The organism is Streptomyces sp. NPDC013187, assembly GCF_042899705.1.
Lineage (GTDB): Bacteria > Actinomycetota > Actinomycetes > Streptomycetales > Streptomycetaceae > Streptomyces > Streptomyces hawaiiensis_A.
Genome location: NZ_JBIBAF010000004.1, coordinates 410,858 through 435,023 on the forward strand (window position 1 = coordinate 410,858; position 24,166 = coordinate 435,023).

The window sequence follows — 24,166 nt, forward strand, 5'->3', positions numbered from 1 at the left end:
TAGCCGAACGACCGACAGCCACCCCCGCGTCCGCCGCCCCGGGACGGGCGGGGACGTCCCGGGCCGGGTCCGGCCCGGGGGCTGACCGTCCCCCACGTGAGGAGGCCCTTCCCCGGCCGGGGAAGGGCCTCCTCACGTTTCCGGGATCGTCAGCACTTCTCCCTCAGGGAGTGCAGGTGCGCGCTGGAGCGGCGCGCGAAGGTGAAGGACTCGGCCGGGTTGTCGTGCTCGGCCTGCCAGTGGTGGGCCATGCGGTGGCCGCGCAGCCGGGTCACGGCGGAGATGAACCGCTGGTAGTCGATGTCCCCGTCGCCGACGTCGGTCATGCGGTAGCCGTACGGGTTCGACGGGTCGCTCTCGCCGTCCTTCACGTGGAAGAGCGGATAGCGGTCGGGCTGCCGCAGGACGTAGTTCAGCGGCTCGAAGGGCGCGGGCGTGCCGTCGGGGCGCTTGGAGAAACGGAACTGGCCGACGTACGCCCAGTAGATGTCCATCTCCAGGTGGACGAGGTCGGGGTCCGTCTCCTTGAGCAGGATGTCGTAGAGGCGGACCTTGGGGTTGTCGGTGGCGAAGGAGAACTCCTCGGAGTGGTTGTGCTGGTAGAACTTCATGCCCCGGGCCTTCGCCGCCGCGCCGTACGTGTTGAAGTCCTCGGCGGCGCGCTTCCAGGCGTCGACGGTCGAGCCGTAGCGGAACGGGCCGGAGGCCGTGCCGATGTGCTTGAGGCCGAGGGCCTGGGCGTCGTCGAGGACCTTGGTGAGGTTCTGGGCGAAGGTATACGCGTTCGGGTCGTCGGAGTAGTAGCCGACGTGGCTGCCGATCGGGTTCAGGCCATGGTTGCGGGCGAGCCGCTTGAGCTGGGCGAGCGTGATGGGGCCGGCGGAGCCCTGGCTGTAGCCGGCGAACTCGACCTCGTCGTAGCCGTACCGCTCCAGTTCGGCGAAGACGGGGCCGAAGCCGAGGGTGGAGACCTTGTCGCGCAGGCTGTAGAGCTGGACGCCGAGACGGCCGGGCGGCAGGACGGGGCGGCCGCGGCCCTTGGTTCCGGAGGCGGTGGCGGGCGTGGCGTTGCCGGTGGCGGCGGGCGTGCTGCCCGTGGCGGCGCTCGCCGGGGCCGCGGCGCCGAGCAGGGCGGCGGCGGTGGCACCGGCGGCCACGCCGAGCATGCCTCGTCTGCTGAGGCGGTGGCCGAGCTCGGGATCGGGCTGGGAGAAGCGGCTCATGCGGGGGAACTCCTCGTGATCGCGGGGCGTTGTCAGTGGTGAGTGCTTCACTTGTGACCAGTCGGTGCCGAGGGCTGTGACCTCAGGCGAGACCGGCGAGTCGGAGCAGCAGTGACTTCACATCGGTGGCCGCGACGCGGTCGCCGACAGCGCGGGGGGTGGAGCAGATGAGGAGCGGACCGTCGTCGTCGCTCTGCGGAAGGCGGCCGTGGCTGCCTCGAATAGGTGAGGGGTCCAGGGGCACGACCGCCATGCGGTAGCGCAGGCCGAGTTTCTTGCGGGCCAGTGCGGTGGCCGCCTTGACCTTGACGTAGGGGTCGAGGGGATCCATGAAGAGTTCGACCGGGTCGTAGCCGGGTTTGCGGTGAATCTCGACCAGTTGCGCGAAGTCGGGCGCGCGGTCGTCGTCGAGCCAGTAGTAGTACGTGAACCAGGCGTCGGCTTCCGCCACGGCGACGAGTTCGCCCGCGCGCGGATGGTCGAGGTGGTGGCTCTTCTTGCCCTCGTCGTCGAGGAGTTGGGCGATGCCGGACAGGCCGTCGAGGGCCGCTCGTGTGGCGTCGAGGTCCTCGGGGCGGCGCACGTAGACATGGGCGATCTGGTGGTCGGCGACCGCGAAGGCACGGGACGCCATCGGGTCCAGGTACTCCATGCCGTCCTGCGTGTGCACCTCCAGCAGCCCGGCGCGGCGCAGGGCGCGGTTGATGTCGACGTGCCGGTTCACGCGGGTGATGCCGTACTCGGACAGTGCGACGACCGTGCGGCCCTCGGCGCGGGCGTCGTCCAGCAGCGGGGCCAGGGCGGCGTCGAGGTCGGCGGCCGCCTTCAGGGAGCGCGGGTCGTCGGGGCCGAAGCGCTGCAGGTCGTAGTCGAGGTGGGGGAGGTAGCAGAGCGTCAGGTCAGGGTGCCGGGTGCGGATGATGTGGCGGGTCGCGTCGATGATCCACCGGCTGGAGACGAGGTCGGCGCCGGGGCCCCAGAAGTGGAACAGGGGGGAACGTCCCGAATTCCGCGGTGAGTTCGTCGTGCAGTGCGGCCGGCCGGGTGTAGCAGTCGGGTTCCTTGCGGCCGTCGGCGTAGTAGACCGGCCGGGGGGTGACGGTGATGTCGGTGTCGGCGCCCATGGCGTACCACCAGCAGATGTTGGCGACGGTGTAGCCGGGGTGGGCGCGGCGGGCGGCGTCCCAGAGTTTGTCACCGGCCACGAGCCCGTTGTGCTGGCGCCACAGCAGGACGTCGCCGAGTTCGCGGAAGTACCAGCCGTTGCCGACGATGCCGTGCTCCGAGGGCATGGTGCCGGTGAGGAACGTGGACTGGGCGGCACAGGTGACGGCGGGCAGGACGGTGCCCAGCGGGGCGCGGCAGCCGGACTGGCCGAGCGCCTTGAGGTGGGGCATGTGGTCGAGGAGACGGGGGGTGAGGCCGACGACGTCGAGAACGAGGAGCGGGGTGGGGCGGTCCGTGGCGGCCGGGAGCGGGGCGGGTGTGTCCGTGACGGCCGGGAGCGGGGCGGGTGTGTCCGTGGCGGCCGGATCGGGGTGCTCATGGGGGCCGGTGCTCATGGCAGCTCCTTCAGGCCGAGGTCCGTCAGCAGGTCGCGGGCGAGGGTGAGTTCGGCGGCGATGCCCTCGGCGAGCTGCGTGCGGCCCTTGGGGCGCAGCTCGGGCGGAAGGGCCTGCCAGGTGTAGGTCTCGACCTCCAGATGGCGGGTGAGCGGGGCCGGGCCGCCGACCAGCCGGGTCAGTGCGGATTTCAGGATCGGGAGAGTGGAGGTGAGGGGTGCGGCGGGAGCCGCGTGCAGGGGGACGTGGAAGTGGGCGCGCCAGGGTGAGGCGTCCGGCAGGGCGTGTCCGGCGAGGGCCTCGTCGAGGTCGTCGGTGGCGCGCAGGCCGGCGGCGGTCGCCGTGCGGGTCTGGTGCAGGAAGCGGGGTTCGGCGAAGGCGGCCAGTGCTTCGCGTACCTCGGGGAGATGGGGGTGCTCGGCGTGCAGGGCGGCGGAGAGCTGGGATTTGACGACGGGGACGCGGGCTGCGGCGAGCGCGTCCAGGGCGGTGTGCGGATCTTCGAAGGAGGTGGCGAGATGACAGGTGTCGACGCAGATGCCGATGCGGTGGTGGCCGATCGCGGTGAGCGGGGCGATGGCGTCGTGGGTGGTCTCGACGACGCAGCCGGGTTCCGGTTCCAGGCCGACACGGATGGAGCGGCCGGTCAGTTCCTCGAGGGCGTCGAGGCGTTCGGCGAGTGTGCGCAGCGCGGTGCGGGCGGTCTCCGCGCGTGTGTCGTCGTACGCGGTGCGCCAGGCGAGGGGCAGCGTGGAGATGGTCCCGTCGGTGACGTCGTCCGGAAGGAGACCGGCCAGGACGCGAGCCAGGGCGGCGGTGTGGTCCAGGCGCTCCGGATCGGCCCAGTCCGGCTTGTAGACGCGGTACTTGACCTCCTCGGCGCCGAAGCCCTCATAGGGGAAGCCGTTGAGGGTGACGACCTCGAGGCCCCGCCGGTCGAGCTCCGTGCGCAGGCCGCGCAGTGCGGACGGGTCGGTGACGAGGGCGTGGGCGGCGTCCTTGGCGAGCCACAGCCCGATGCCCAGCCGGTCGCGGCCCAGGCGTCGGCGGACGGGCTCGCAGTGGTCGCGGAGCTGCGCGAGGACACCGTCGAGGGTTTCGGCGGGGTGGACGTTGGTGCAGTAGGCGAGGTGGACGGTGGAACCGTCGGGGTGGCGGAAGCGCATGATTCACGCCTCCGCGGCCGGGACCCGGACCGGAGAGCCGGAGCCGGTGTCGGCCTCGTGGGGATCGCTCGGGGCGCCGCGCAGGACGGAGTTGCCCTCGTGAGTGGGCTCCGTGCCGGTGACATCGAGGTTCAGGCGTCCGCTGAGCCCGTAGAAGGCGACGGGGTTGCGCCACAGCACCTGGTCGACGTCGTCCTCGTCGAAGCCCTCCGCCAGCATGAGGTCGCCGACCTTGCGCGTCTTGAGGGGGTCGCTCTTCCCCCAGTCCGCGGCGGAGTTCACCAGGACCTGCCCGGTTCCGTAGGTGCGCAGGATCTCGACCATGCGCACCTCGTCCATCTTGGTGTCCGGGTAGACGGAGAAGCCCAGCCAGCAGCCGCTGTCCCTGGCCTCCTTGACGGTGGTCTCGTTGAGATGGTCGACCAGGACCCGGTCCGGGGCGAGGCCGGACTCCCGGACGACGTCGAGGGTGCGGCGCAGCCCGGCGAGCTTGTCGCGGTGCGGGGTGTGCACGAGGGCGGGCAGGCCGTGGTCGGCGGCGAGCTGGAGCTGCACGGCGAGGGCGGCGTCCTCCGCCGGGGTCATGGAGTCGTAGCCGATCTCTCCGACCGCCACGACGTTGTCCTTGACGAGATAGCGCGGCAGTTCGCCGAGGACGGGCCGGCAGCGCGGGTCGTTCGCCTCCTTGGGGTTGAGGGCGATCGTGCAGTGGTGGGCGATGCCGTACTGGGCGGCGCGGAAGGGCTCCCAGCCGAGGAGGGAGTCGAAGTAGTCACGGAAGGAGGCGGGCGAGGTGCGCGGCTGACCGAGCCAGAAGGACGGCTCGACGAGGGCGCGGACACCGGCGGCGTACATGGCCTCGTAGTCGTCGGTGGTCCGGGACGTCATGTGGATGTGGGGGTCGAAGATGCGCATCAGGACTCCTTGCCGTGGGGGTGGTCCGTGCCGGGGGCCGGGGGGACGGACTCGGTCAGGTCCAGGACGCGGTACAGGTCCTCGGGGAGGGTGCGCCCGGCGGCGGTGCGTTCGGCGGCGTAGTCGCCCAGCATGCGGGCGAGTTCGCCGTCGCCGGCGGCGCGCCGGGGAAGGTCCGCCACGTCGTCGACCGGGACACCGGTGAACAGGCACTTCAGCACGGCGTGGCGCCAGGCGTGGGCCGTCAGGTGCCGGGCGGCGTAGGGGCCGACTGCGGCGCCGAGGAGCCGGGTGTCGTTGGTGCGCAGGGCGTCCTCGATCAGAGGGAGGGCGCCCGGACCGGACACGAGGTGGGGCAGGGCGTGCAGCACGGCTCGGCGTTCATCGGCGGTGCCCTGGAAGTACACCCGGGTCAGGGCGTCGGCACCGGCGCGGGCCGCGTCCAGGATGAGGACACGTGCGGCGTCGGCGTACGCGGGGCCGCAGCGCCGGCCGGCTTCGGCGAGACGCAGTTCCCAGACGGAGATGGGTCCGTGGAGGCCGGGATGTGCGGCGGCCTCGTGCAGGGCGTGGTCGAGCCAGGTGCGGGCGGGCGGGTCGAGGTGGGTGGTGAGGTGCTGGCGGAGGTCGGTGAGCGAGGCGGTGGGGGCGGTGTCCCGGGTGGAGAGGCGGGCACGGGTGCGGGCGTCGGCCGGGCCCTGGGCAGTCCGGTCGGTCTCTTCAGGACTCTGGGCGTCCTGGCTGCTTGCGGTGTTCTCGGTTCTCGCCGCGGGTGTGGCTCGGGGATGGGTCATCTGGTGCTGCTCCCCTCAGGGGCGGTGGAGGGAGCGCCGTGAGGTGGCGCGGCCTGCGGGAGGGCCGGAGCGGAACCAGGCGACGCGTTGGCCGCGATCCGCTCGGCGTGGCGGAGGAACGGGAGGGAGTGTGCGGCGAAGTGCGGGCCGGCGTGGGAGTGGCGGGGCAGTTCGACGACGGTCAGGCCCTGGTAGCCGGTGGCGGCGAGGGCCGCCAGGACCGGAGGGAAGTCGATCTCCCCGTCTCCGAAGGGGAGGTGCTCGTGGGCACCGCGCCGCATGTCCTCGATCTGGACGTGCCGTAGCCAGGGGGCGGCGGCCAGCACGCAATCGGCCGGAGAAAGGGGTTCGAGGCACTGGCAGTGGCCGATGTCCAGGGTGAGGCCGAGGGGTTCGGGGTCGCCGAGAGCGCTGCGGAGGTGGTGGAAGTCGGCCAGAGTTGCCAGGAGGTGGCCCGGCTCGGGTTCGACGGCGAGGGGGATGCCCGCGGAGGCGGCCGCGTCCAGGACGGGGGTCAGGGTCTCGGTGAGGCGTTTCCACGCGGTGTCCGTGTCGGTTCCCTGCGGGACGACCCCGCTGAAGCAGTGGACGGCGTGCGCGCCGAGGTCGGCGGCGATCCGCACGGCCCGCACGAGGAGGTCGGCGCGGCGGGCCCGGTCGCCGGGGTCGGGGTCCAGCAGGGACGGGCCGTGCTTGCGGCGCGGGTCGAGCACATAGCGGGCGCCCGTCTCGATGGTGACGCCCAGCCCGAGTTCGTCCAGCCGGTGCGCGACCCGGCGGGTGCGGGCGGCGAGGCCGGGGGCGAGCGGGTCGAGGTGCATGTGGTCGAGGGTCAGTCCGACGCCGTCGTAACCGAGGTCGGCGAGGAGGGCGAGGGCGTCGTCGAGCCGGAGGTCGGCGAGACCGTTGGTGCCATAGCCGAAACGGAGGGGAGGGGCGGCACCGGGAGGGGCGCCGGTGGCAGGTGGCGAGGCGGCGGCCCGGACGATGGCACCAGGCGAGACAGCGGAGGCCCGAGTGCTGGGGACACCTGGCACCCCGGCACGCTGTTCGGAGACTGCTCGGGATGCTGAGGCCCGGCTGCTGGGGACACCTGACACGCCGGCACGCTGTCCGGAGACTGCTCGGGATGCGGAGGCCCGGGCTTCGGGGCTCATGTGACGCTCACCTTCCTCGCGAAGCGGGCTCCCAAGGGGGCGAGCGCTGCGATGAGGAGGGCGGTGGCCGTGCCACGGGAGCGGGCGGTGAGGGCGGCCTGGAGGGGGATCATGGCGCGGATGCCGGCGCCGACGGCGCGTTGAGTGAGGGGAGGTGAGGGGTTCAGGGTGGCGTGGAAGTAGGGACGTGCGGTCGTCGCGGCGTAGGCGGCTGCGAGGGCCGTGGTGAGCAGCGCCGCGGGTTCCTGGCCCGGGTGCCAGGGGGCTCGGGGGCCCGGCCGAGCGTGGGCGGTCGCCTGCCTGCGGCTCCTCGCGCAGGCAGCGGAGCGGTGTGTCACCAGTCGGGTGAGCAGCCCGGTCGTTGCGAGGGCCGCCAATGGCGGCAGGGGCGAGCCGCCCCGTGCTTCCTGCCGGGAGACCGTGGTGACGGCCAGGGTGTGGGTGCCGAGGAGGGCGGCGGAGGGCAGCGCCGGTCGTGTACTGCCTGCCGTGGCCGCGGCTCCCAGGAGCAGGTCGAGTCCGCGGGCCGTGCCCATGGCCAGCGGCCCCGCGGGCGTGTGCTTCAGACCGAGGTCGTACGCCCAGACGGTCGCCGCCAGGGGTGCGGCGACGGCCAGGGCGGGGCGGCCCGCGCGGGCGGCCAGGATCAGTCCGGCTCCGGTGAGGGCTCCGGCCGCCGTGAGGGCGGCGGCGGGGCGGATACGGCCGGAGGGCAGGGGGCGGTGCGGGCGTTCGACGGCGTCGATGTCGCGGTCGGCCCAGTCGTTGAGGGCCATGCCGGCCTCGTAGAGGCAGAGGGAGGAGGCTATGGCGAGCAGGGTGCGGGAGTTGACGGGTGCGCCGGTTGCCGCCGCGCCTGTCAGGGCGTCGCCGGGGACGCTGAACAGGGCGGGCAGGCGCAGTAGTTCGGCCCAGGCTCGGCTTAGGTGCGAGCGGCCGCTGTGGGCGCGAGGGGCGGCGGCAGCGGCAGCGACTCCCGGGACGGCGGCAGCGGCAGCGACTCCCGGGACGGCGGCAGCGGCAGCGACTCCCGGGGCGGTGGCAGCGGCAGTGTCGCCCGGGGCGGCTGTGGACGTCCCGTCGGGGCATCCGCACGTGCTCTCGCGCAGCGTCACAGGGCTCCCCCTGTCTCCTCCGTGCCCCGCACAGCCCGGGTGCGGCGGCCCTCGCCGTCGGCCTGGCCGAGGCGCCGCCCGAATCGGATCAGTTCGCCGTACTGCTCGGCCAGCCCCGACGGCCCGTCGCCCACCGGGTCCTTGAAGTAGAAGCCGAGAGCGCCGAGCGGGCCGGACGCCCCCGCCTCGTGGGCCCGGGCGGTCAGGCGCGCCAGGTCCAGCACCAGGGGTGCGGCCAGGGCGGAGTCGCAGCCCTGCCAGATGGTCTGGAGGATCATGCGGGTGCCGAGGAAGCCGTCGAAGGCGATGTGGTCCCAGGCGGTCTTCCAGTCGCCGAGGGCGGGGACGTCGTCGATGTGGACCTCGCCCTCGGGGACGGTGCCGAGGGTGTCGGCGAGGACACGTTCCTTGCCGGCGTTCTTCGCCGCCGCGGCGGCCGGGTCGGCGAGGGCGGCGCCGTCGCCGCCGCCCAGCAGGTTCGTACCCGACCAGGCCCGGACCGTCAGCGCGCGCTGCGCGAACATCGGGCCGAGGACGGCCCGCAGCAGGGTCTGCCCGGTCTTGCCGTCCCGGCCGGCGTGGGGCAGGCCGCTGCGCTCGGCCTCTCGGGCGGCGACCGGGTGGTGCATGCCCTCGGAAGGGGTGAAGTTGACGTAGGGGCAGCCCGCGCGCAGGGCGGCCAGGGCGTAGAGGGTGCTGGCCGGCAGCGGGGCGTCGGGCCTCTGGGAGGCGGGTTCGGTGGAGGCGACGTTCACCACCACGGCCCGCTCCAGCTCGTGGCGGTGCATGAAGTCGCGCAGGTCGTCGGCGAAGGCCGTGATCAGTCCGGCCTCGCTCCTGGTGTCTCCGGGGGTGGGGCCGCCGGGCCTGATCTCCCGGTCGGCGGTGGCGAGTTCGGCGGCGACGGCGGTGGCCACTCCGGGCGGGAGGACGCCGCCGGCGGTCAGGGATTCGGCGCGTTTGGGCAGGGGGCAGTCGAGAGTGTCATGGCCGCCGAAGACGAGGTCGGACAGCGCGGGCAGGCCGCTGTCGGTGAACGGGGGTGTCTCGGTGACCATGCCGGTGGGCGGGTGCAGTCCCGCGGCGACGGCGGCGCACCCCGTGACGACGGTCGTGGCGACGGAGCCCCGGGCTCCGATCAGCCACACCCCCACACGCGGTCGGGAGAGGGACGCGGACATGGGCAGCCTCCTGATCGTGCGCGAGCCACGGGGGCAGCGGGATACGGGGACGGCGGGCGGGGGTCCGGCGTCCCCCGCCCGCCGCCGTTCACTGGCCCTGGACGGGCAGTTCCTTGAGCTGGATGTTGCGGAAGGAGACCTGGTCGTCGGCGCCGTGGTTCTGCAGGCCGATGTAGCCGTCGGTCAGGCTCCGCTCGGGGTCCTTGTTGGTGAAGTCGTTGATCTTGACTCCGTTGAGGAACACCTGGAGGCGTTCGCCCTGGACCTTGATCTCGTAGGAGTTCCACTGCCCTGGCGGCCGCAGGACCTGGTCACGGGCCTTGATGTTCGCCGACTTGAAGGAGTAGACGGAGCCCGTGGTGCGGTCGGCCGCGTCGCTGGCGTCGATCTGGATCTCGTAGCCCTTGTTCACCGCGGACCAGGGGTCGTCGGAGGCGGGGAAGCCCACGAAGATCCCGGAGTTGTCGTCGCCCCGCATCTTCCAGTCGAGCTTGAGCGAGTACGACTTCAGCTCCTTGGCCTGGTACCAGAGCAGGCCCATGCCGCCCTCGGACTCCATGACGCCGTCCTTGACGACGAACTTGCCGGGTCCGGCCTGCTTCCAGCCGTCCAGGGTCTGGCCGTTGAAGATCTTCCGGTGGTCCTTGCCCGGCTTGCAGTCCGCCTTCACCTGACCGGTGGCGTACCGCAGGCCGCCGAGCAGGTGGGCGCGGAAGGCGGCGTCGGCGTAGGACTCCTTGGTGTGGCCGCCGCCGGTGTAGAAGGACCGGCCGCCGCCGTAGCTCTGGCACCAGGCGATCGGGTGGTCACCCTTCATGGTGCCGCCCTGGTAGGTGGTCTCGTCCAGGGTGGCGAGGATCTTGGCCTTCTCCCGCGGGTTGGTGCGGTAGTTGTACCACTCGTCGGTACGCTCCCAGGCGTCGTCCAGGTGCGCGGTCGACGGGTGGTCGTGGTCCTCCACGCGGACGGTGGCCTTCTGGATGGCCGGGTGCGAGTCGAAATAGGCGCCGACGAGGCCGCCGTAGAACTCCCAGTCGTACTCGGTGTCGGCAGCCGCGTGGATGCCCATGTATCCTCCACCGCCCGCCACGTAGTCCTCGAACGCCTTCTGCTGCTCGGCGTTGAGGACATCACCCGTGGTGGACAGGAAGGCCACCGCGTCGTACTTGGCGAGGTTGGTGGTGGTGAACTGCCTGGCCTCCTCGGTCGCGTCGACCGTGATGCCGGCCGGGCCGCCGAGTTCCTTCAGCGCGGCGATGCCGGCCGGGATGGAGTCGTGCCGGAAGCCGGCGGTCTTGGAGAAGACGAGGACTTTCTTGCCGCCCTTGAAGGGTTCCTTGGAGAACTCGAAGTCGTCCACGTCGAACAGCGCGCCCTCGCCGCCCTTGAAGACCAGATAGATGTCCGTGGTCTTCTTCGGCAGCGACCGCAGGGGCACGTCGACGTTCTGGAACGTCTCCCAGCCGCCGGTCGGCGGGATGTAGGCCGAGCCGTGCAGCGGTCCGTCGGGCGAGCCGGTGCGCAGTTCGACGAAGCCGCCCGCGCCGCCGGAGGAGGCCCTCACGGTCATCTTCTTCTGCCCGTCGAACCGGTAGGGGCTGAAGGAGATCCAGTCGCTGTCGTTGATGTCGCCGACGGTCTTGCCGCCGTTGGCGCCGGTCTTGGTGATCACCGACACGCCCGACTGGGTGGTGAAGTGCTCGCCCTGGCGGTGCAGCGGCTGGAGCACGGTGCGGGCGGTGCCGGTCAGGGACTCCTGGCCGTTCGCCCCGCCGTCGGTGTAACTGGCGCCGACGACACCGTAGATGTTGGCGTTGGGGTCGTGGCCACCGTCGCCGGGGGGCGGTGTCAGGGTGCCCTCACAGCCCATCTCGCTGGTCAGTTCGTGGGCGTGGGAGTCGTGGCCGAGGCTGTAGGTGACCTTGACCTCGGAGCAGTCGACGGTCTCCTCGGGGTCGGTGACCTTCACCTTGAACGGGACGGGCTTGCCGAAGGCGGCCATGCTGCCGTTGCCCGGTGTCTCGATCGTCACCTTCGGCTCGGTGTTGCCGACCACGATCCGGACGCTGGCGTTGCCGGTGTTGCCCTCGGGGTCCTTGGCGGTGAAGGTGGCGCTGTAGGTGCCGACCTTCTTGTACTTGTGGGTGGGGTTGAGGCCCTCGCCCTTGGTGCCGTCGCCGAAGTCCCAGCTGTAGGTGAGGTTCGGTGAGTCGGCGTCCTTGGCGGAGGCGGTGAACTTGACCTTAAGGCCGGCCGCGCCGGACGTCTTGTCGGCGCTCACCTCGGCGATCGGGGAGAAGCCGTCCTCGGCGTTCTCGATCCGGTACAGCGCGGAATCCTTGTCGCCCTGGAACCAGGAGAGGCCGTAGTCGAGGACGTAGAGCGCGCCGTCGGGGCCGAACTCCATGTCCATGATCTGGGTGCCGGTCCACGGAAAGTCGTTGATCTTCGCGACGGTACCGTCCGTGTTCTGCTCGATCCGCTTGATCCAGCGGCGGCCGAACTCACCGGCGAAGAAGTCCCCGTCGTAGGCCTCGGGGAACTTCACACCGGAGTTCAGCTCGGGGTCGTAGCGGTAGACCGGGCCCGCCATCGGGGACTCGGAGCCGCTGCCGAACTCGGGCACGGAGCCGCCGTCGTACGGGATCCAGGCGGCCTGTGCGGGCGGCAGGTCGGTGAGGCCGGTGTTGTACGGCGAGGTGTTCTTCGGGGCGTTGCAGTCGAACGTCTCGCCGGACTCCTTGGTGGCGAAGTCGTAGTCGGCGTAGGGGTCGTTGTCGCCGGTGCAGAAGGGCCAGCCGAAGTTGGCGGCCTTGGTCACCTTGGCGAACTCGACCTGCCCGCCCGGGCCGCGCTTGGGGTCGGCGGCGCCGGCGTCGGGTCCGTAGTCGCCGACGTAGACGGTGCCGGTCTTGTCGTCGACGCTCATGCGGAACGGGTTGCGGAAGCCCATCGCGTAGATCTCGGGGCGGGTCTTCTCGGTGCCCGGGGCGAAGAGGTTGCCCTCCGGGACGGTGTAGGAGCCGTCCTCGGCGACCTTGATGCGCAGGATCTTGCCGCGCAGGTCGTTGGTGTTGCCGGAGCTGCGGCGGGCGTCGAAGGCCGGGTTGCGGTTCGGCCGGTCGTCGATCGGGGTGTATCCGTCGGAGGCGAACGGGTTGGTGTCGTCGCCGGTCGACAGGTAGAGGTTGCCGTCCGCGTCGAAGTCGATGTCACCGCCGACGTGACAGCAGGTGCCACGGGAGGCCGCGACGTCCAGGACCTTCTTCTCGCTGGAGAGGTTCAGCGTGCCGTTGGGGTTGAGGACGAAGCGGGAGAGGCGGTTGACGCCGTCGAACTTCTTGAAGTCGTCGGCGCTGCCGGTCTCCGGGGCGTCGCCCGCGGGGGTGTCGAGCGGCGGGGCGTAGTAGAGGTAGATCGCCCGGTTGTTCTTGAAGTCCGGGTCGATCCCGACGCCCTGGAGGCCTTCCTCGTCGTGGCTGTAGACGTCGAGTTTGCCGGCGATCCTGGTGACGCCGCCCTGGTCGGTGAGGCGCAGCGTGCCGTCGCGCGAGGTGTGCAGGACGCTGCGGTCGGGGAGCACGGCGAGCGACATGGGTTCGCCCGTCTCGGGTTCGCCCTTGGCGAGCGGCACCTGCTGGAACTGGCCCTCCGCGGCTGCCGGTTCGTCGTGTTCCGGGTGCCCGGGGTGGGCGCCGGCGACGGTGGCCGGGGTGCCCACGGCGAGGAGCAGGCCGGTGAACAGGGCGACGGTGGTGCGCAGTCCGGGCCGCCTGGGGATGCGGGTGCTGCTGGGTCTGGTTCTGTGCACGAAGTCCCTCCGGGAACGGGGTGGGCCGTACGGGTGGGTGCGAAGCGTGCGGTGCGGGCGCCGGGGTGCGCCGTCACCCCGGAGGCTTGGGTGCCTTGAGCACGTCAAGACAGGTCTGCGTGCCGAACCCGTGGTTCAGCTGTTGAACGCGGCGTCGAAGGACGCGCTGGGCGGTTCGAAGTCGAAGGCCTTGAGGCGCGTCAGTGCCTCGGGGGCGCCCTGGAGCCGGTCCATGCCGGCGTCCTCCCACTCGACCGAGATGGGGCCGGCGTAGTCGATGGAGCGCAGCATCCGGAACACGTCCTCCCAGGGGACGTCGCCGTGCCCGGCGGAGACGAAGTCCCAGCCGCGCCGCGGGTCGCCCCAGGGCAGGTGGGAGCCGAGGCGGCCGTTGCGTCCGTCGAGGCGCTTGCGGGCCTCCTTGCAGTCGACGTGGTAGATCCGGTCGCGGAAGTCCCACAGGAAGCCGACCGGGTCGAGGTCCTGCCACACGAAGTGGCTGGGGTCGAAGTTGAGGCCGAAGGCGGGGCGCCGGCCGACGGCTTCCAGGGCCCGCTGGGTCGTCCAGTAGTCGTAGGCGATCTCACTGGGGTGGACCTCGTGTGCGAACCGCACGCCCTCGGCGTCGAAGACGTCCAGGATCGGGTGCCAGCGGTCGGCGAAGTCCTGGTAGCCGCGTTCGATCATCGCCTCGGGCGCGGGCGGGAACATGGCGACCAGGTGCCAGATGGCGGATCCGGTGAAGCCGATGACGGTGTTCACGCCGAAGGCCGCCGCGGCCCGGGCGGTGTCCTTCATGCGGTCCGCGGCCCGCTGCCGGACTCCTTCCGGGTCTCCGTCGCCCCACACCTGCCCCGGCACGATGGCCTGGTGGCGTTCGTCGATGATGGCGTCGCAGACGGCCTGGCCGACGAGGTGGTTGGAGATGGCCCAGCACTTCAGGCCGTACTTGTCGAGCAGGGCCCGGCGGCCGTCCAGGTACGACGGGTCGCTGAGCGCCTTGTCGACTTCGAAGTGGTCTCCCCAGCAGGCGAGCTCGAGACCGTCGTAGCCGAAGTCGCGGGCCAGGCGGCAGACCTCCTCCAGGGGCAGGTCCGCCCACTGGCCGGTGAAGAGCGTGAAGGTGCGAGGCATCGGAACAGGCCCTCCTCAGACCGCGATCGGCGTGTAGACGGAGTTCTTCTCGGCGCTCTCCTCGACCGCCGCGAGCACGCGCTGCACCTGCAGCCCGTCGGCGAAGGAGGGTGAGGGGCGGCGGCCTTCGGCGATGGTGTGGACGAGGTCGCGGGCCTGGTGGACGAAGGTGTGCTCGTAGCCGAGGCCGTGGCCGGGCGGCCACCAGGCGTCCAGGTAGGGGTGGTCGGGTTCGGTGACGAGGATCCGGCGGAAACCGGCCTCCGCGCCGGGCTCGGTGGCGTCGTGGAAGGACAGCTCGTTGAGCCGCTCCAGGTCGAAGGCGAGCGAGCCGCGCTCCCCGTTGAGTTCGATGCGCAGGGCGTTCTTGCGGCCGGTGGCGTAGCGGGTGGCCTCGAAGGAGGCCAGGGCGCCGGAGGGGAAGCGGGCCGTGAACAGGGCGGCGTCGTCCACGGTGACCTGCCCGGTCCCGGCGGAGGTGACGGCGGAGAGCCCGCTCGACGCCCCGGTGGGCACGGGCCGTTCCCTGACGAAGGTCTCGGTGAGCGCGGAGACTCCGGCCAGCCGCTCCCCCGTCAGGTACTGGGCGAGGTCGATGATGTGCGCGCCCAGGTCGCCGAGTGAGCCCGAGCCGGCCTGCTCCCTGCGCAGCCGCCAGGTCAGCGGGAACGCGGGGTCGACCAGCCAGTCCTGGAGGTACGTCACGCGCACGTGCCGCAGTCTGCCCAGGCGGCCGTCGGCGACCATGCGGCGGGCCTGGGCGGTGGCGGGCACCCGGCGGTAGTTGAAGCCGACCATCGCCACTTGGCCGCGTGCGTGGGCCTCCTCGGCCGCCACCGCCATCGAGGTGGCTTCCTCGACGGTGTTGGCGAGGGGCTTCTCGCACAGGACGTGCTTGCCGGCGGCCAGGGCGGCCAGGGCGATCTCGGCGTGGCTGTCGCCGGGGGTGCAGATGTCGACCAGGTCGACGTCGTCCCGTTCGACGAGGGCCCGCCAGTCGGTCTCGGTGGACTCCCAGCCGTGCCGGTCGGCCGCGGCCCGGACGGCGGCGGCGTCCCGGCCGCAGATCACCGCCTGCACGGGGTTCAGCGGCAGGTCGAAGACGCGGCCCGCGGTGCGCCAGCCCTGGGAGTGGGCGGCGCCCATGAAGGCGTAGCCCACCATCCCCACGCGCAGGGGTGGTTTGCCTGCCTCGGTCCCTTCCGACTGCTCCTGCGGCTGTCCCATACGGGTGTCCTCCTCGTCCTGGTCGGGGTGGCGCACGTGGGGGGTGCGGGGTGGCTCACTTGAAGCCGGTGGACATGTACCGGTCGACGTTGGTCTTGTCGACGACGGCCGAGTAGAGGGTGAGCGACGACGGGATCTCGAACTCGGCGAGGCCCCCGATGCCCTTGCTCTGGCCGAGAGCGCGGGCGAGGTCGATCGCGGAGGCGGCCATGGTCGGCGGGTAGAGCACGGTCGCCTTGAGCACGCCGTCGTCCTGCTTGATGGCCTGGAACGCGGAGAGCGCGCCGGCGCCGCCGACCATGAGGAAGTCGTCGCGCCCGGCCTGCTCGATGGCGCGCAGCGCGCCCACGCCCTGGTCGTCGTCGTGGTTCCACAGCGCGTCGAACTTCGACTGTGCCTGGAGCAGCTGGGCCATCTTGGCCTGGCCGGACTCGACGGTGAACTCGGCGGCCTGCCGGGCGACCTTCTTGATGTTGGGGTAGTTCTTCAGGGCGTCGTCGAAGCCCTGGGTGCGCTGCTTGGTGAGCTCCAGGTTGTCCAGGCCCGCCAGTTCGATGACGCGGGCGCCGGACTTGCCCTTGAGCTTCTCGCCGATGTAGTGCCCGGCATTGAGGCCCATGCCGTAGTTGTCGCCGCCGATCCAGCAGCGGTAGGCCTGCGGGGTGTTGAAGATGCGGTCGAGGTTGACGACCGGGATGCCGGCGCGCATGGCCTTCAGGCCGACCTGGGTGAGGGCCTTGCCGTCGGCGGGCAGCACGACCAGCACGTCGACCTTCTTGTTGATGAGTGTCTCGATCTGGCCGATCTGCTGGGCGGTGTCGTTGGAGCCCTCGGTGATCTCCAGGGTGACGTCCGAGTACTTCTCGGCGCGGCTCTTGGCGTTGTCGTTGATGGCGTTGAGCCAGCCGTGGTCCGCCTGCGGGCCGGCGAAGCCGATGGTGACCTGTTTGCCGGGCTTGTCGTCGGCGGCCGGCTGGTCGTTGCCGGCCGGTTCGTCCTTGGACTCGGACGGCTCGTTGCTCGTGCACCCCGTGAGGAGGGCACCGGCGGAGACGGCGGCGGCCCCGAAGAGCAGCCCTCTGCGGCTCGTGATCTCTGTCATGGCGGGAGAACCCTTTCCTCAGGTCGTGCCGGGCGGGAGCGGTACGGCGCTCAGGTCGCGGTGGCGGTACGGCGCTGGACCAGCACGGCGGCGACGATGATCGCGCCCTTGGCGATCTGCTGGACGTCGCTCTGCAGGTTGTTCAGGGCGAAGATGTTGGTGATCGTGAAGAAGATCAGGACGCCGAGCACGGAGCCGGTGATGGTGCCGCGGCCGCCGGTGAGCAGGGTGCCGCCGATGATCGCGGCGGCGATGGCGTCGAGTTCGTAGAGGTTGCCGTTGGTGTTCTGGCCGGAGCCGGACAGGACGATCAGCAGGAAGGCCGCGATGCCGCAGCACAGCCCGGACAGCAGGTAGAGGTAGAGGCGCTGGCGGCGGACGTCGATGCCGGCGAGCCGCGCGGCCTCCGGGTTGCCGCCGACCGCGACCGTGCGGCGGCCGAAGGTGGTGCGGTTGAGCACCAGCCAGCCGATGACCGTGACGACGGCGAACACCATGACCAGGGGCGGGATGCCGAGGACGTAGGCGTCGCGCTCCCCCAGATCGAGGACGGAGGGCACGGTGACGATCTGCGTCTTGCCGTCGGTGATCTGCAGGGCGAGGCCGCGGGCGGAGGCCAGCATGGCGAGGGTGGCGATGAACGGCACCATCGAGCCGTAGGCGATGAGCACCCCGTTGACCAGGCCGCAGCCGACTCCGACGACGATCGCCGTGAAGAGGATGCCGGCGAAGCCGTACTCCTGGGTGGCGACCGTGGTGGCCCATACCGAGGCGAGGGCGACGATCGCGCCGACCGACAGGTCGATGCCGCCGGAGACGATGACGAAGGTCATGCCGACGGTGACGACGCCGACCACGGAGGCCTGGGTGAGGACCAGTTGCAGATTGCGGGTGTCGAGGAACTCGTCGGGCTTGGTGACGCCGCCGACGACGATCAGCGCGGCGAGCACGCCGAGCAGGGAGAGGGTGCGGACGTCGGCGCGGGCCGGCAGGCCGCGCCAGGCCGGGGGCCGGGCCTCGGGCACCTTCGCGGTGCTGTCCCGCGGCGGGGAGACAGGCTGCGTCATGACGCCGGGCTTCCTTCCATGACCAGGTCGAGTACGCGGTGTTCGTCGAGTTCGCGGGCGGGGGCCGTGTGGACGACACGGCCCTCGCGCAGCACCAGGACGCGGTCGGCGAGGCCGAGCACCTCGGGCACCTCGCTGGAGACCAGCAGCACGGCGAGGCCCTCGTCCGCGAGCCTGCGGATGACCGCGTAGAGCTCGGCGCGGGCGCCCACGTCGACGCCGCGGGTGGGTTCGTCGAGCAGCAGCACTTTGCAGCCGCGCAGCAGCCAGCGGGCCAGGACGGCCTTCTGCTGGTTGCCGCCGGACAGGGTGCGCACGGGCACGGACGGGTTGTCCGGCCGGAGCGACAGTTCGCGGGTGGCGGTCCGGGCGGCACCCAGTTCGGCGCCCCGGTCGATCCAGCCGCCGTGCGAGAAGCGGGGCAGGGAGGAGACCGACACGTTGCGGGTGACGGACTCCAGCATCAGCAGGGCCTGCGCCTTGCGTTCCTCGGGGGCGAGTCCGAGTCCGGCCCGGACGGCGGCCCGTACGCTGCCCGGCCGCAACGCCTGCCCGTCGACGAGGACCTGACCGGCGGTCGGTTTACGGGCGCCGTAGACGGTCTCCAGGATCTCGGAGCGGCCGGAGCCGACGAGCCCGGCGAGGCCGACGATCTCGCCCGGGCGGACCTCCAGGTCGAAGGGCTCGAACTCGCCTTGTCTGGAGAGTCCTTGGATCGTCAGCACGGGTTCGCCGGGTGGCGGCGAGACGGGCCGGTCGGGGAAGACGTACTCGACGTTGCGGCCCGTCATCAGGGCGACGACCTCGCGAGTCGGGGTGGACTTCGCGGGGAGCCCGTGCGCGACGGCCCGTCCGTCCTTCAGCACCGTCACCCGGTCGCCGATGCGGCGGATCTCCTCCAGGCGGTGCGAGATGTAGACGACGGCGACTCCGGCAGCGGTCAGGTCGCCGACGATGCGGAAGAGGTTGTCGACCTCGTCCGGGTCGAGGGCGGCGGACGGCTCGTCCATCACGATCAACCGCACGTCGTGGGAGAGCGCCCGCGCCATGGACACGATCTGCTGCTGCGCCGCCGACAGGTCACCTACGAGTCGGCCCGGATCGACCTCTGCGTGTCCGAGTCGCTGGAGCAGGGCCGCTGTCGATGCCTTGGCCGCCCTTCCGCGTACGACGAATCCGGCGGTGGTCGGCTCGTGCCCCAGGTGCACGTTCTCGGCGACCGACAGGTGCTCCACCAGGTCGAGTTCCTGGTAGATGGTGGCGATGCCGAGGCGCATGGCGGCGATCGGCGAGCGGAGGGTGAGCTCCTCGCCGCGCCAGCGGATGGTTCCGGTGTCGGGCTGGTGGGCGCCGGCCAGCACCTTGATGAGGGTGGATTTGCCGGCCCCGTTCTGGCCGAGCAGGCAGTGCACCTCGCCGGCCTGGACATCGAGGTCGACGCCGTCGAGGGCCCGGACTCCGGGGAACGACTTGGTGATGCCGGACATGCTGAGCAGCGGTGGTTCTGGTGCCATGAGGTCCCCTTGGCGGGCGTGCGGGCCGGTTTCAGGGCAGGGCAGAGCAGGGCTCGGTACGGGAGCGTCGTGCCGACGTACTGAAGTGCGCTTACGCGGGAGAGAACAGGTGGTCGCTGATGAGCCGGGCCGCGCCGATCACTCCGGCGGTGGGGCCCAATTCGCCCAGGACGATGGGCAGATTGCCGGTCGCCAGCGGCAGCGACTGGCGGTAGACCTGGGTGCGGATCGCGGCGAGCAGGGTGTGGCCGAGGCCGGTCACCCCGCCGCCGATCACCACCAGGCCCGGATTGAAGAAGCTGACCAGGCCGGCGATGACCTGGCCGGTGCGGTTGCCGCCCTCGCGGATCAGATCGAGGGCGGTGGCGTCACCGGCGGCGGCCGCGGCGGCGACGTCGGCGGCGGTGAGGCCGCCGTTCGTCTCCAGCCGCGAGGCCAGTTCGGCCGAGAGCCCCTGCTGGGCGGCTTCCACGGCGTCGCGGGCCAGGGCCGCCCCGCTGAAGTGGGCCTCCAGGCAGCCCCGGTTGCCGCAGGCGCAGGGGCGACCGTCGGGGACGGCCTGGATGTGCCCGATGTCGCCGGCGCTGCCCGTCGTACCGCGGTAGACCTCTCCGCCTACGACGATGCCGCAGCCGATGCCGGTGCCGATCTTGACGCAGAGGTAGTCGGCGACGGTGCGGGCGACGCCCGCGTGCTGCTCCCCCATCGCCATCAGGTTCACGTCGTTGTCGACCATGACCGGGCAGCCGAGCTCCTGGCTGAGCGCCTCCCGCACGGGGAAGCCGTCCCAGCCGGGCATGATCGGCGGTGCCACCGGGATGCCCTCGGGGAAGCGGACCGGGCCCGGGACGCCGATACCGGCGCCGTCGAACCCTTCCGCGAGTCCGGAGGCCCTCAGTTTGGCGGCCATGGTGAGGACCTGCTCGAAGACCGCGACGGGGCCCTCGCGCACGTCCATGGGCTGGTTGAGGTGCCCGAGGATCTCCAGTTCGGCGTTGGTGACGGCGACGTCGATCGAGGTCGCGCCGATGTCGACGCCGAGGAAGCGCAGTTCGGGATTGAGCCGGACGTTGTGGGAGCGGCGGCCGCCGCGCGAGGCGGCGAGTCCGTCGGCCACGACCAGCCCCGTCTCCAGCAGCCGGTCCACCTCGACGGCCAGCTTGGACCGCGAGAGATCGACCTGGTCGCCCAGCTGGGCACGGGAGTTGGGGCCGCCGTCACGCAGCAGTCTGAGCAGTCGGGCCTGGTGGGCGTTTCCGGGTCGTGCGGTCATGCGTCTCACGAGCCCCTCCCCGCCTCGATCGGCCTGTGCGCGCCGGTTTTCCGCCACCTCGGTGGCTTGCTTTCGGAGGGAACGTAGCAGTGGCTGCCGAGGGTGGGAAGAAGTCGCGCAGGAATTGCCCCTTACTTTTTCCACTCAGTGGACAAAGAAGCGGTGACGGGTGCCTCATGCGTTGCAGGACAGGCATGACAACGCCGCGTACGCATGACAGCACGGCGCACGCATGGCAGCACGGCGTACGCAGTGGCGGCGCTACAGGCGTACGGCGGCGCTATCCACGCTAACGCGCGTGGTACGAGCGCCGGGTGTGCTCGGTGTGCGCGCGCATCAGCTCGGTGGCGCGCTGTTCGTCCCGCTCGGCGACCGCGGCGATGAGTTCGCGGTGCTCGATCCAGGACTGGTGACCGCGCCGACGGGCCACCGGCGTGTAGTACCAGCGCACGCGCCGGTCGACCTGGGCGGCGAGCTCGGCGAGGACCGCGTTGCCGGCGAGCTCCATGATCTTGGCGTGGAAGCGGGCGTTCATGGCGACGGCCCCGTCCACGTCGTCGGCCTCGACGGCCTTCTCACCCTCCGCGCACAGCGCTTCCAGGGCGGCTATGCCCGCGCTGTTCGCGCCCGCCGCCGCGAGCCGGGCCGCCTCGGCCTCCAGGAGCGTACGGACCGTGAGGAGCTGGTCGGCCTCCTCCTCCGTCGGCTCGTGCACGAACGCGCCCTGGGCGGGCCGCAGATCGACCCACCCCTCGGTGTTGAGCCGCTGCAGCGCCTCGCGCACCGGCTGCCGGGAGACGCCGAGGTGCCCGGCGAGTTCGCTCTCGACGAGATGCTGGCCGGGCTGCAGCGCACGGGTGGTGATGAGTTCGAGCAGTGCCTCGTAGACACGGTCGCGCAGCGGACCCGGGCGTTCCAGCTTGGGTACCGCCCCCTGGGGCAGGCCTGTCGACAGCATCGCGGTCCCCCTCCTCGGCAGGGCCGTGCACAACGCGGCGCGAGCCGGTATCGCCGCAGAGTCAGTATTGATTGTCTTTCGTCTACAGTCTACGGCCCACAACAGCCAGGGTTTCGAGGAGTTGACCGCGTCACACCCCGGCGGCGGGACCGGGTCGCACCGCGGCGGCGGGACCGCGTCACACCCCGGCGGCGGGACCGGGTCGCACCGCGGCGGCAAGACCGCGTCACACCGCCCCGCCGTTCACGGGCAGCGCACGACCTGCCCGGCGTACGACAGGTTCCCGCCGAAGCCGAACAGCAGCACCGGGTCGCCCGTGGTGATCGCCCCCTGCTCGACCAGCTTCGAGAAGGCCAGCGGGATGCTCGCGGCCGAGGTGTTGCCGGACTCCGTGACGTCGCGCGCGACGACCGCGTTGACGGCGCCGATCTTCTCCGCGAGGGGTTCGATGATGCGCAGGTTCGCCTGGTGCAGTACGACCCCGGCGAGGTCGGCCGGCTCCAGCCCGGCCCGCTCGCAGGCCCGGCGTGCGATGGGCGGGAGTTGGGTGGTGGCCCAGCGGTAGACGCTCTGCCCCTCCTGGGCGAAGCGCGGCGGCGTGCCCTCGATGCGCACCGCGTGGCCCATCTCGGGCACCGAGCCCCACAGCACCGGCCCGATGGCCGCCTCGCCCGCGGCCTCCACCACCGCGGCCCCGGCCCCGTCACCGACGAGTACGCACGTGCTCCGGTCGCTCCAGTCGGTCACCTCGGACATCTTGTCGGCCCCGATGACCAGCGCCCGGCTCGCGCCCCCCGCGCGGACGGCGTGGTCGGCGGTGGCCAGGGCGTGGGTGAATCCGGCGCACACCACGTTGAGGTCCATGGTGGCGGCCTGCGGGACGCCCAGGCGTGCCGCGACCCGGGCGGCCATGTTGGGCGAGCGGTCGACGGCGGTGGAGGTGGCGACCAGCACCAGGTCGATGTCCGCCGGGGTCAGTCCGGCCGCGGCGAGGGCCTTGGCGGCGGCGTGGGAGGCCAGTTCGTCGACCGGCTCGTCGGGGCCGGCGATGTGACGCGTGCGGATGCCCACCCGGCTCCTGATCCACTCGTCACTGGTGTCCACCAGGCCCGCCAAGTCTGCGTTGGTGAGCACCTTGGCGGGCTGGTAGTGGCCGACGGCGGCGATGCGCGAGCCGTTCATTGGGTGGATCCCCCTCGTTGCCTTGGGTAGCGGATCCACCAGTCTGATCAGTGACTCACGGGTACGACGGCAACCAAGGCGACAGGAAACGAGCGCCGGGGTTGTCAGCTTCGGTCAGGACCTCGGATGCCCGGACACCTGTCGAACGGCTACCCGGTGAACAGCTGCGTCGCCTTCCGGACGAGCTCGTACAGCCCATAGGCGAGCGGTACACCGACCCACACCCAGGCGAGGGCGATCAGCCACCGCCGGTCCGGGCTAGGCGGACTCTGACTGCTGTCGCTCGACATGGGCGGCCTCCTTCGGGGCGGGGACGTGGTGGCGGGGGTCGACGGGCCGGACCAGTTCGTTGGCGACGAAGCCGACGACGAGCAGCCCGATCATGATCACGAAGGACAGCCCGTACAGGGACGCGCCGTGCCGGCCCGCCTCCTCCTGGCGGTCGGCGATCCAGTTCACGATCAGCGGGCCGAGCACACCGGCCGTGGACCAGGCGGTGAGCAGCCGCCCGTGAATGGCGCCGACCTGGTACGTACCGAACAAATCCTTCAGATACGCGGGAACCGTGGCGAATCCACCGCCGTAGAAGGAGAGGATGACCAGCGCGCACAGGACGAACAGGGGCTTGGAGGAGTCGCCGAAGAGGGCGATGAGCGCGTACATGAGCGCGCCGGCACCCAGGTAGACGCGGTAGATGTTCTTGCGGCCGATGAGGTCCGACGTCGACGACCAGCCGATGCGGCCCGCCATGTTCGCCGCGGACAGCAGCGCGACGAAGCCGGCGGCGGCCGTCACCGACACCGGGGTGGAGGTGTCCGCGAAGAAGTCCGTGATCATCGGCGCGGCCTTCTCCAGGATGCCGATGCCGGCGGTGACGTTCATGCAGAGCACGATCCACAGCAACCAGAACTGCGGGGTGCGGATGGCCTGTTTCGCGGAGACCTGCGGGCCGGTGGGAGCCTGCCGCGCCGTTCCCCGCGCCCCTGGGGCATGACGCGGAACCCGGACCAGCAGCACACCCAGCAGCATGAACACGGCGTACGACAACCCGTGCACGAGGAAGGCCAGCGCGATGCCGGAGCTGTCGCCGCCGAACGACTCCAGCATCTGCGCGGACCACGGCGAGGCGATGAGCGCGCCGCCGCCGAAGCCCATGATGGCGATGCCGGTGGCCATGCCGGGCCGGTCCGGGAACCACTTGATCAGCGTGGAGACCGGCGAGATGTAGCCGATGCCGAGACCGATGCCGCCGACGAAGCCGTAGCCGAACACGATGAGCCAGTACTGCTCCAGGGACGCGCCCAGCGCGGAGAGCAGGAAGCCGGAGGAGAAGCAGATCAGGGCGACGGTCATCGCCCAGCGCGGGCCCTTGCGCTCCACGAGCGTGCCGCCGAACGCGGCGGACAGACCCAGCATGACGATGCCCAGCTGGAAGGGCAGCGCGCTCTGGGTGCCGCTGAGGCCGAGCGCGGACTCCAGAGGCGGTTTGAACACGCTCCAGGCGTAGGCCTGGCCGATGGAGAGATGGACGGAGAGAGCGGCGGGCGGAACGAGCCAGCGGCTCCAGCCCGGGGGCGCGACTGGGGGACTCATGAACCCCGGACGGTAGGGATTTACAAGGGAGTTGGGAAGGCGGCACGTCGACCGTATGCGGTGAACGGTATCCGGCATGCGCTGAACGGTCGGTGCGCGCACCCTTGCCCGCTCAACCTCCATACTGTAGACAATATTTCGTCGACACAAGCCGTCCGCGAGCCATACGCACCCCGTGAGCGGCCGGACGGC

At 71.4% G+C, this 24,166-nt stretch carries 18 protein-coding genes and 1 pseudogene; all 19 read right to left on the reverse strand.

Annotated features, from left to right (window positions below):
* Window positions 1-149 precede the first annotated feature (149 nt).
* On the reverse strand, window positions 150-1,223 hold the full coding sequence (locus ACFY5B_RS10385) for a sugar phosphate isomerase/epimerase family protein (RefSeq protein WP_389967397.1): 1,074 nt from the start codon (window positions 1,221-1,223) through the stop codon (window positions 150-152).
* A gap of 82 nt (window positions 1,224-1,305) precedes the next feature.
* Window positions 1,306-2,785, reverse strand: a pseudogene (locus tag ACFY5B_RS10390) (alkaline phosphatase family protein).
* The gene (eboE, locus tag ACFY5B_RS10395) at window positions 2,782-3,951 is read right to left on the reverse strand and encodes a metabolite traffic protein EboE (RefSeq protein WP_389967400.1); all 1,170 of its coding nucleotides are present in this window, start codon (window positions 3,949-3,951) and stop codon (window positions 2,782-2,784) included. Before eboE ends, ACFY5B_RS10390 begins: the two are co-directional and overlap by 4 nt.
* A 3-nt stretch (window positions 3,952-3,954) precedes the next feature.
* Window positions 3,955-4,866 carry a TatD family hydrolase gene (locus tag ACFY5B_RS10400; RefSeq protein ID WP_389967403.1) on the reverse strand — a complete coding sequence of 304 codons (912 nt, stop codon included), beginning with the start codon at window positions 4,864-4,866 and terminating at the stop codon, window positions 3,955-3,957.
* Window positions 4,866-5,660: an EboA domain-containing protein gene (locus tag ACFY5B_RS10405; protein ID WP_389967406.1), complete on the reverse strand. Its 795-nt coding sequence runs from the start codon at window positions 5,658-5,660 to the stop codon at window positions 4,866-4,868. The genes ACFY5B_RS10400 and ACFY5B_RS10405 overlap by 1 nt, the downstream gene beginning before the upstream one ends.
* On the reverse strand, window positions 5,657-6,649 hold the full coding sequence (locus ACFY5B_RS10410) for a sugar phosphate isomerase/epimerase family protein (RefSeq protein ID WP_389967733.1): 993 nt from the start codon (window positions 6,647-6,649) through the stop codon (window positions 5,657-5,659). Before ACFY5B_RS10410 ends, ACFY5B_RS10405 begins: the two co-directional genes overlap by 4 nt.
* A gap of 164 nt (window positions 6,650-6,813) precedes the next feature.
* Window positions 6,814-7,932, reverse strand: a complete 1,119-nt coding sequence (locus tag ACFY5B_RS10415) for an SCO3242 family prenyltransferase (protein ID WP_389967409.1) — start codon at window positions 7,930-7,932, stop codon at window positions 6,814-6,816.
* Complete coding sequence (locus tag ACFY5B_RS10420) at window positions 7,929-9,113, reverse strand: inositol-3-phosphate synthase (RefSeq protein ID WP_389967412.1); 1,185 nt, start codon at window positions 9,111-9,113, stop codon at window positions 7,929-7,931. Before ACFY5B_RS10420 ends, ACFY5B_RS10415 begins: the two co-directional genes overlap by 4 nt.
* A gap of 88 nt (window positions 9,114-9,201) precedes the next feature.
* Complete coding sequence (locus ACFY5B_RS10425; RefSeq protein ID WP_389967415.1) at window positions 9,202-12,924, reverse strand: ThuA domain-containing protein; 3,723 nt, start codon at window positions 12,922-12,924, stop codon at window positions 9,202-9,204.
* Between the two features lie 135 nt (window positions 12,925-13,059).
* Window positions 13,060-14,058, reverse strand: a complete 999-nt coding sequence (locus ACFY5B_RS10430) for a sugar phosphate isomerase/epimerase family protein (protein ID WP_389967418.1) — start codon at window positions 14,056-14,058, stop codon at window positions 13,060-13,062.
* Between the two features lie 15 nt (window positions 14,059-14,073).
* On the reverse strand, window positions 14,074-15,285 hold the full coding sequence (locus tag ACFY5B_RS10435) for a Gfo/Idh/MocA family protein (RefSeq protein ID WP_389967421.1): 1,212 nt from the start codon (window positions 15,283-15,285) through the stop codon (window positions 14,074-14,076).
* Window positions 15,286-15,340: 55 nt separating this feature from the next.
* Window positions 15,341-16,387 (reverse strand): substrate-binding domain-containing protein, encoded by a 1,047-nt coding sequence (locus ACFY5B_RS10440; protein ID WP_361872496.1) that lies wholly within the window; start codon window positions 16,385-16,387, stop codon window positions 15,341-15,343.
* A gap of 50 nt (window positions 16,388-16,437) precedes the next feature.
* Complete coding sequence (locus tag ACFY5B_RS10445; RefSeq protein WP_389967424.1) at window positions 16,438-17,454, reverse strand: ABC transporter permease; 1,017 nt, start codon at window positions 17,452-17,454, stop codon at window positions 16,438-16,440.
* The gene (locus ACFY5B_RS10450) at window positions 17,451-18,968 is read right to left on the reverse strand and encodes a sugar ABC transporter ATP-binding protein (protein WP_389967427.1); all 1,518 of its coding nucleotides are present in this window, start codon (window positions 18,966-18,968) and stop codon (window positions 17,451-17,453) included. Before ACFY5B_RS10450 ends, ACFY5B_RS10445 begins: the two co-directional genes overlap by 4 nt.
* A 91-nt stretch (window positions 18,969-19,059) precedes the next feature.
* The gene (locus ACFY5B_RS10455; RefSeq protein WP_389967430.1) at window positions 19,060-20,241 is read right to left on the reverse strand and encodes an ROK family protein; all 1,182 of its coding nucleotides are present in this window, start codon (window positions 20,239-20,241) and stop codon (window positions 19,060-19,062) included.
* A 289-nt stretch (window positions 20,242-20,530) separates the two neighbouring features.
* Window positions 20,531-21,199, reverse strand: a complete 669-nt coding sequence (locus tag ACFY5B_RS10460; RefSeq protein ID WP_389967433.1) for a GntR family transcriptional regulator — start codon at window positions 21,197-21,199, stop codon at window positions 20,531-20,533.
* Between the two features lie 243 nt (window positions 21,200-21,442).
* Complete coding sequence (locus tag ACFY5B_RS10465; RefSeq protein WP_389967436.1) at window positions 21,443-22,381, reverse strand: beta-ketoacyl-ACP synthase III; 939 nt, start codon at window positions 22,379-22,381, stop codon at window positions 21,443-21,445.
* A gap of 149 nt (window positions 22,382-22,530) precedes the next feature.
* Window positions 22,531-22,671: a hypothetical protein gene (locus tag ACFY5B_RS10470; protein ID WP_167526639.1), complete on the reverse strand. Its 141-nt coding sequence runs from the start codon at window positions 22,669-22,671 to the stop codon at window positions 22,531-22,533.
* Window positions 22,640-23,974, reverse strand: a complete 1,335-nt coding sequence (locus ACFY5B_RS10475; RefSeq protein ID WP_389967439.1) for an OFA family MFS transporter — start codon at window positions 23,972-23,974, stop codon at window positions 22,640-22,642. The genes ACFY5B_RS10470 and ACFY5B_RS10475 overlap by 32 nt, the downstream gene beginning before the upstream one ends.
* Window positions 23,975-24,166 lie beyond the last annotated feature (192 nt).